This is a genomic window from Acinetobacter sp. 1294596 (assembly GCF_000582925.1).
GTDB lineage: Bacteria > Pseudomonadota > Gammaproteobacteria > Pseudomonadales > Moraxellaceae > Acinetobacter > Acinetobacter radioresistens.
The window spans coordinates 253,171-259,282 of sequence record NZ_JFCC01000001.1 but is presented as its reverse complement, the minus strand read 5'-3'; the positions used below and the strand labels follow the sequence as shown (position 1 = coordinate 259,282).

8 protein-coding genes are annotated in these 6,112 nt (G+C 40.1%); 4 read left to right on the top strand and 4 right to left on the bottom strand.

Translation table 11 applies throughout. The features are described from left to right. Positions 1-661: 661 nt before the first annotated feature. Positions 662-847, bottom strand: a complete 186-nt coding sequence (locus tag J502_RS01220) for a DNA gyrase inhibitor YacG (protein WP_005016860.1) — start codon at positions 845-847, stop codon at positions 662-664. Between the two features lie 89 nt (positions 848-936). Here J502_RS01220 and J502_RS01215 point away from each other — a divergent pair, with 89 nt between their 5' ends. From J502_RS01215 to J502_RS01205, 3 genes are read left to right on the top strand one after another with little or no spacing between them, the layout of a single operon-like run. After that, positions 937-1,575 (top strand): class I SAM-dependent methyltransferase, encoded by a 639-nt coding sequence (locus tag J502_RS01215; protein ID WP_171072002.1) that lies wholly within the window; start codon positions 937-939, stop codon positions 1,573-1,575. Continuing rightward, on the top strand, positions 1,565-2,779 hold the full coding sequence (locus J502_RS01210) for a TIGR03862 family flavoprotein (RefSeq protein ID WP_034682796.1): 1,215 nt from the start codon (positions 1,565-1,567) through the stop codon (positions 2,777-2,779). Before J502_RS01215 ends, J502_RS01210 begins: the two co-directional genes overlap by 11 nt. 37 nt (positions 2,780-2,816) lie before the next feature. Further along, positions 2,817-3,218, top strand: coding sequence for a GFA family protein (locus J502_RS01205; RefSeq protein WP_005405796.1), 402 nt, complete (start codon positions 2,817-2,819; stop codon positions 3,216-3,218). A 30-nt stretch (positions 3,219-3,248) separates the two neighbouring features. On the opposite strand, the gene J502_RS01200 is transcribed toward J502_RS01205, so the two are convergent. Continuing rightward, positions 3,249-3,581, bottom strand: coding sequence for a HopJ type III effector protein (locus tag J502_RS01200; RefSeq protein ID WP_005016849.1), 333 nt, complete (start codon positions 3,579-3,581; stop codon positions 3,249-3,251). Positions 3,582-3,755: 174 nt separating this feature from the next. On the opposite strand from J502_RS01200, the gene crcB reads away from it, so the two are divergent. Continuing rightward, positions 3,756-4,136: a fluoride efflux transporter CrcB gene (gene crcB, locus J502_RS01195; RefSeq protein ID WP_005405686.1), complete on the top strand. Its 381-nt coding sequence runs from the start codon at positions 3,756-3,758 to the stop codon at positions 4,134-4,136. Between the two features lie 79 nt (positions 4,137-4,215). Here the strand turns inward: crcB and J502_RS01190 are convergent, their stop codons facing one another. Further along, positions 4,216-4,470 carry a type B 50S ribosomal protein L31 gene (locus tag J502_RS01190; RefSeq protein ID WP_034682795.1) on the bottom strand — a complete coding sequence of 85 codons (255 nt, stop codon included), beginning with the start codon at positions 4,468-4,470 and terminating at the stop codon, positions 4,216-4,218. Between the two features lie 117 nt (positions 4,471-4,587). Beyond that, positions 4,588-5,898 carry an ABC1 kinase family protein gene (locus J502_RS01185; RefSeq protein WP_034682793.1) on the bottom strand — a complete coding sequence of 437 codons (1,311 nt, stop codon included), beginning with the start codon at positions 5,896-5,898 and terminating at the stop codon, positions 4,588-4,590. Positions 5,899-6,112 lie beyond the last annotated feature (214 nt).

Here is a 6,112-nt window from a genome sequence, read left to right as displayed (position 1 = left end):
TAAAAAGCTTAAAAGCATAGATTTTAGATATACAAAGTAGATACATTGTAAAAGTAAAATTAATTTTATGAAAATTGGTTAAACTTTTATTCCAGCTTTATCGCTACTTTTTAAGTAAAATTTAGGGAAGAAAAAGTATATAAAACGCATATAAGTAACTTTTATAAAATATTTAATATAAGGAAACTTTATTATTATAAACTAGTTAAAGAATATAGTTTGAGCAATAGTATTAGCCAGTATTTATGATAATCAATCTATAAGAGATTTAGCTTTTATCATGCATATCATCTTTATTCAAACTATACTCAAACAATATTTAAATTTTTAGGTCAGTATATTATAAATCTAAAAAATATAATCAGTAGAATGCTAAAGGTTTTTGGCAGTGAAATAATTCAAAAAGTAGAATATTTATCACTGCCTAAGCAAGTATTTAACTTGATTATTAAGGTGGTAACTATTTTTAAGCAGTATTCATAAAAGCAGTAAACTTATAAATATTGATAAAAATTTATTCATTAATATCTGTTAGTTATTTTATACACTTGCTGGAGCAATATCATCCAAAATGTTAAAACTAAAAGAACAGAATTATAAGGGCGTACTGTAGGGCAGCTTGGCTTATATTAGTAACTCGACTGGCTGTATGAGTTGATGCTTAGTCATCTTCAAAACTGGAATCCTGTCGGCTGGGCGAATCCTGTGTTGGTACACGATATTCTTCATTGGCCCAAGCACCTAAATCAATCATTTTACATCGTTCTGAACAAAAAGGCCGGAATTCATTATTTTCCCATGTGGCAGGTTTGCCACAGCGTGGGCAAGGGAAGGTACGCTGCTGCATAATCAATATCCTTTTAGTAGAGAGCCTAGGATTATTAGGCAAAGTAATCAGCTCTTGATAGACTTGTGTCAAATTCTCCATAGTTTGATGTGAATATGCCGATTCGTCAATTTCAAGCCCATCGTATGCATGCGCCACGTGATTTTTCAGCGCTTGATCAGCAGACACTTTGTGTTGAAATCGGGGCAGGTAAAGGAAAACACGCCTTATTATTTAGTGGTCAGTATCCTGAGCAGCGCTTGTTTGCCATTGAACGGACCCGGGAAAAATTTTTGGCCATGCAAAAGCAGCATCAGCTCGAAGGTCAACAAAATCTGACTCCTGTACATGCAGACGCTATTCCATGGATAGTTCATGCTCTGTATCCGGAGCAGGTTGAACAATTCTTTATTTTATATCCGAATCCTGAACCGCATAATCCGGCACAACGCTGGGTAAATATGCCATTTTTTGAATTTTTACTGTCGCGTCTCAAGCCGGAAGGTACCATCACACTGGCCAGCAATATTCCTGAGTATATTGAGGAAGCTGAGCAGCAGTTACAGCAACTTTGGCAGTTGTCCTATGAAAAAGAACAGATTAGACCAGAGTCAGCACGCACACATTTTGAAATCAAGTATCTCGAGCGTGGTGAACCATGCCAGCAATTGATAATTACCAAACATTGTGGTTATTCCACCCGTTTTGATGACTTTTTGCCATTACAGGGAAAAAGTGATGTTGGCTAAACGTATTGCAATTATAGGGGCAGGACCGGCAGGGTTAATGGCGGCAGAAGTATTGAGCCGGTATGCCTATGAGATTCATGTATTTGAGCAGAAACCCTCAGCTGCGCGAAAATTTTTAATGGCGGGGAAAACCGGATTAAATATTTCTCATGCTGAGCCTCTTACTGAATTTATCCAGCGCTATGATCACCCTGAATGGCTGTATCCCTGGATACAGCGCTGGGATGCAGACTGGATTCAGAACTGGATGGCTGAACTCGGTATAGCGTCCTATATTGGTTCTTCTGGCCGAATTTTTCCCGTAGAGATGAAAGCTGCGCCTCTGCTCCGTGCCTGGTTAACACGCTTGGACCAGCAAGGCATACACTTTCATTACCGTCATCAGTGTTTAGGTCTCAAGGCTAAACAGGTGCAACTTCTGGATTTAAAACAACCTGAGAATACGCCTTTTCAGCTAGAGTTTGACGTGATTATTTTGGCCTGTGGCGCAGTATCGTGGCCACAGTTAGGTAGCGATGGCAAGTGGCAGGCTTGGTTTGATAGAGAGCAAATTGAGCCTTTTCAACCTAGCAATGCAGGTGTAGTCAGAACTTGGTCCAGTTTTATGCAGCCTTTATTTGGCCAGCCTTTAAAGCGGGTAGAAGCATGGGTAAGCCCTAAACACAGAGCTCAGGGTGATATCGTAATTTCCCATTATGGTCTGGAAAGTGGCCTTATTTACAAGCACGGACCGGCCTTACGCAAGTTACAGCGGCAACAGCAGCCTGTAACTCTGTATCTGGATTTATTACCCGATGTAGATAACGAACAGTTAATAAAAAAATTACAGTCAGGAAAGCAGTCACTGAGTAATGTCTGGCGTAAGGCAGGCCTGGATGCAGTTAAAGCTGGTCTGATTCGTGAATTGGTCGATAAAACCTTATGGAAAGATCCTGTACAGCTCGCTTGGCAGATTAAAAATTTGAAAGTAGTTCTGGCGGGTTTCCGGCCGATTGAAGAAGCTATCAGTTGTGCTGGTGGTATAAAACAGAATGCCCTGACCGCAAGGCTGCAACTAAAATCACAGCCACATGTGTTTTGCTGTGGTGAAATGCTAGACTGGGATGCGCCAACCGGGGGCTATTTACTGACAGCATGTTTTGCTACTGGCCGGGCTGCTGGTGAAGGTGTGCATACCTATCTGATGGAACAACAGAGTTCATAGTATGTACTGATAATAGAATTTGTGATGGAGAATCAGAATGAGCCTAAAGGGAAGCTGTCTGTGTCAAGGGATTCGCTATGAAATTGAAACTGAACTTGATGAAATTATTTATTGTCATTGCCAGAAATGCCGTAAAGCCAATGGTACGGCTTTTGCGACCAATGCACCAGTTCCTATCCAGCAGTTTAAATGGATACAGGGTGAGAACCTTTTAAAAAAATATCAATCTTCATCAACGACCGAACGCTGTTTCTGTGGTGTGTGTGGCTCGCCAATTATCAGTATTAAAAGTGATACTCCTGATTTTTACCGTCTTAGAATTGGTACGTTAGATACGCCGATCCAGACGCGACCAGGGAAACATATTTTTGTTGGCTCTAAAGCAGAGTGGGAGACTATTTGTGATGGTTTACCACAATTTAATGAGCGGCCAGAATAAAAAAGGACCATGAGGTCCTTTTTTCAACATTTACCTGGCTTGTAAAGCTTCGGCTTGAAACTGTACTTCATCCCAGCCATGCTGCATAAACTGCCGGATATTTTGATGATCTGTACCTTCAGGGGTCGCTAAGACTGCTGCATAATGCTCAGCAAATAGAGCTAAGGTCTGTTCCTGACTTAGACTGTTGAGTTTGGCAAAACTCAAGACTTTGGCACTACCCTGATTTTCTGTCGCTGCATTATGCTGTGCGCCGTTACGAAAAGCAGTGGGGTTATGAATATAACGAGAGTCTATATAAGCGATGACATCTGTAAAATTTGCCTGACCAGCCTGTAGCTGTTCAAGGAGTTCCTGGGCCATAAATCCTATTCCCTATAAAGAATTAAGCAACCTAGCATAGCGCTTTTATGAGTATTTTTCCTGATTTATGCAGAATTTAACGAGCTGTGTGTAGCCTCTCAAGGCGAATTTTTAATGAATATTTTTTGAGTTTGTGGATAAAATAGGGCTTATCCACATCAGCTATATATCATTATGAACTGGTTATTGGTTGCCTGCGGTGGGGCAATAGGTGCAAGCCTGCGTTATGGCATGACATTATCACTCAGCCAGACAAGCAGTTTATTTCCTTGGGCAACCTGGTGGATTAATCTGTTAGGTTGTTTTTGTGCAGGCATATTTTTTGCTATTAGCCAGAAATACGCAGTTCTACAACAGGAAACACGGCTTTTCCTGATGGTGGGTATACTGGGCGGCTTTACCACATTCTCAAGCTTTGGTCTGGAAACTTTTCAGTTGTTGCGACAGAATGAAATAGCAATGGGACTTGCCTATAGTCTGTCGAGTTTAATCATAGGGGTGCTCTTACTGACAGCAGGATTTTATCTGTTCCAGTACTTATTGTGTAATCGATAAGTAAAAAAGAAGTCTAAGTGGAGGAGAGCAAAGACTTAGACTTCAAATAAGAAGAATTCAATTTAAAAATTATTACTGCTTAATTGCTGCGTTTAAAACGTCCAAAACGTTTATTAAAGCTTGCAATACGGCCTTCGTTGCCGACCTGACGAACTTCACCTGTATAGAACGGATGAGAGGCACTCGAAATATCTAAGGTAACGTATGGATAGGTTTTGCCTTCATATTCTTTGGTCTGCTTCGGCTTCATGGTACTACCAATGACAAAATATACATCAGCGTTGGTATCGTGAAATAATACTTCCTGATAGTCAGGGTGGATATCTTTACGCATGGTAAACTCCATAGCTAAATGAAATGTTATAATATAACAATATATAGGGATTTTATAATTATTTTCAAGTCATCACCCTATTTAAATTACATATTCAAACAGGGCAATAGAACAATTTTAAAGTTTATCTTGTTGATCTGAGGCGACCAGTTCTTCAAATAAATCACTTAAATCATCATTTACTTTGAGCTGGATCAAATTCCAGTAATGCCCGGAGATTGTCCGGTTCACCATAAGAGTATCCGGTGAAGGCTTAAACAGGTCCCAGTATTTTAGCGACTTTTTCACCAGTAATACCCCGTCATGATGGGCAGAGTTTTCAGCAAAATCATACTGGGTGGTTAATGGTCTAAGTAACACATCTAGCCATTCTTCATACAGTTCTTTTGGAAATTTTCCTTTTTCTGAAAGTGCATTTAAAGTAATTAACTGGTCTTCAAGCGTATCAATATCATGTTGGCGTGCAGCATTGATCAAAGTTTTAAAGTGTTCAATAATTTCAGTATTTAAAGTCTTTACTCCGCCATAATCATAAACAATGACATGGCCATCTTCACGGAATGCAAAGTTACCCGGATGTGGGTCACAATGAAAACGTTTAAGATAGAAAATTTCTTGTCCTAGCGCGCGGACCAGGCGTCGGCCAAGTTGATTACGGACATCCTGCGGCCAGGTACTGGCAGTTTCTATAGATTTGCCCTGTTCCAGACTTAAAGTCAGTACTCGACGGGTAGAATATTGTGGATAGACACGTGGGATAATAATTTTTTCATCTAATGCTTCATGAAAGGTCTTAAACACAGTCAGGTTCTGTGCTTCAATTTCATAATTAAGTTCAGCATTTAAACTGTCTTGAATTTCTGCAAACAGCCGATCCTGAAGTTTTTTATCGATTTTTAAAACACCCATCAGGCGTAAAGCCAGCCGAACCTGTTTTAAATCACTTTCACAGGCTTCATCCACACCTGGATATTGCACTTTGACTACGACCTGCTCGCCATTAGGTAATACTGCCTTATGTACCTGACCAATTGATGCTGCCGCAAAAGGTTCCCGATCAAAAGATGTAAACAGATTATCAATCGGTTGCCCCAGCTCTTTTTCTAGCTGTTTCTGTATGGCCGGAAAAGGCATGGGAGGAGCTTGACGCTGTAACTTTGAAATTGCCTTAGCCACCTCGGGCGGGAAAATATCTTTATATTGAGATGCAATTTGCCCGACTTTCATGACAGCGCCTTTCATCTCTCCCAAGGTATTGGCAATCTGAACTCCAATATCTTGAAACAGCTGGCTTCTGGCGGCCTGTTTTTGTTCTTCATCTGCCCGGATATTACGAATAGAATTAGATACACTTCGGGTCGCAATACTGGCGGTCATGCCGGCAAGTTTCATAAAACGCCGGCCGGGCGAGCTTGCATTCTTAGCCATCGGTACTAGACCTCAATCATTAAAATAAAGTGAATGAATTATTTGATCATAGGGGACAATAGAAAAGTTGCCTAGTTGAAATTGTTCAGTTCCTGTAAGAACACATAACAGAAAAGAGCTGATCTTATTATTGTTTATAGATTCACTTTTTAGGTCTTAATTAAACACCTTTATAAAAACAGGCTATCTTTATTTTTAAAGTTTAAAAAACCAG

What these genes read in the sequence shown, in the direction of transcription:
- J502_RS01190 (WP_034682795.1), bottom strand. Translation starts at nt 4,470, where the DNA reads ATGCGTAAAGATATCCACCCTGACTATCAGGAAGTATTATTTCACGAT.
- J502_RS01185 (WP_034682793.1), bottom strand. Translation starts at nt 5,898, where the DNA reads ATGGCTAAGAATGCAAGCTCGCCCGGCCGGCGTTTTATGAAACTTGCC.
- crcB (WP_005405686.1), top strand. Translation starts at nt 3,756, where the DNA reads ATGAACTGGTTATTGGTTGCCTGCGGTGGGGCAATAGGTGCAAGCCTG.
- J502_RS01205 (WP_005405796.1), top strand. Translation starts at nt 2,817, where the DNA reads ATGAGCCTAAAGGGAAGCTGTCTGTGTCAAGGGATTCGCTATGAAATT.
- J502_RS01200 (WP_005016849.1), bottom strand. Translation starts at nt 3,581, where the DNA reads ATGGCCCAGGAACTCCTTGAACAGCTACAGGCTGGTCAGGCAAATTTT.
- J502_RS01220 (WP_005016860.1), bottom strand. Translation starts at nt 847, where the DNA reads ATGCAGCAGCGTACCTTCCCTTGCCCACGCTGTGGCAAACCTGCCACA.
- J502_RS01210 (WP_034682796.1), top strand. Translation starts at nt 1,565, where the DNA reads ATGTTGGCTAAACGTATTGCAATTATAGGGGCAGGACCGGCAGGGTTA.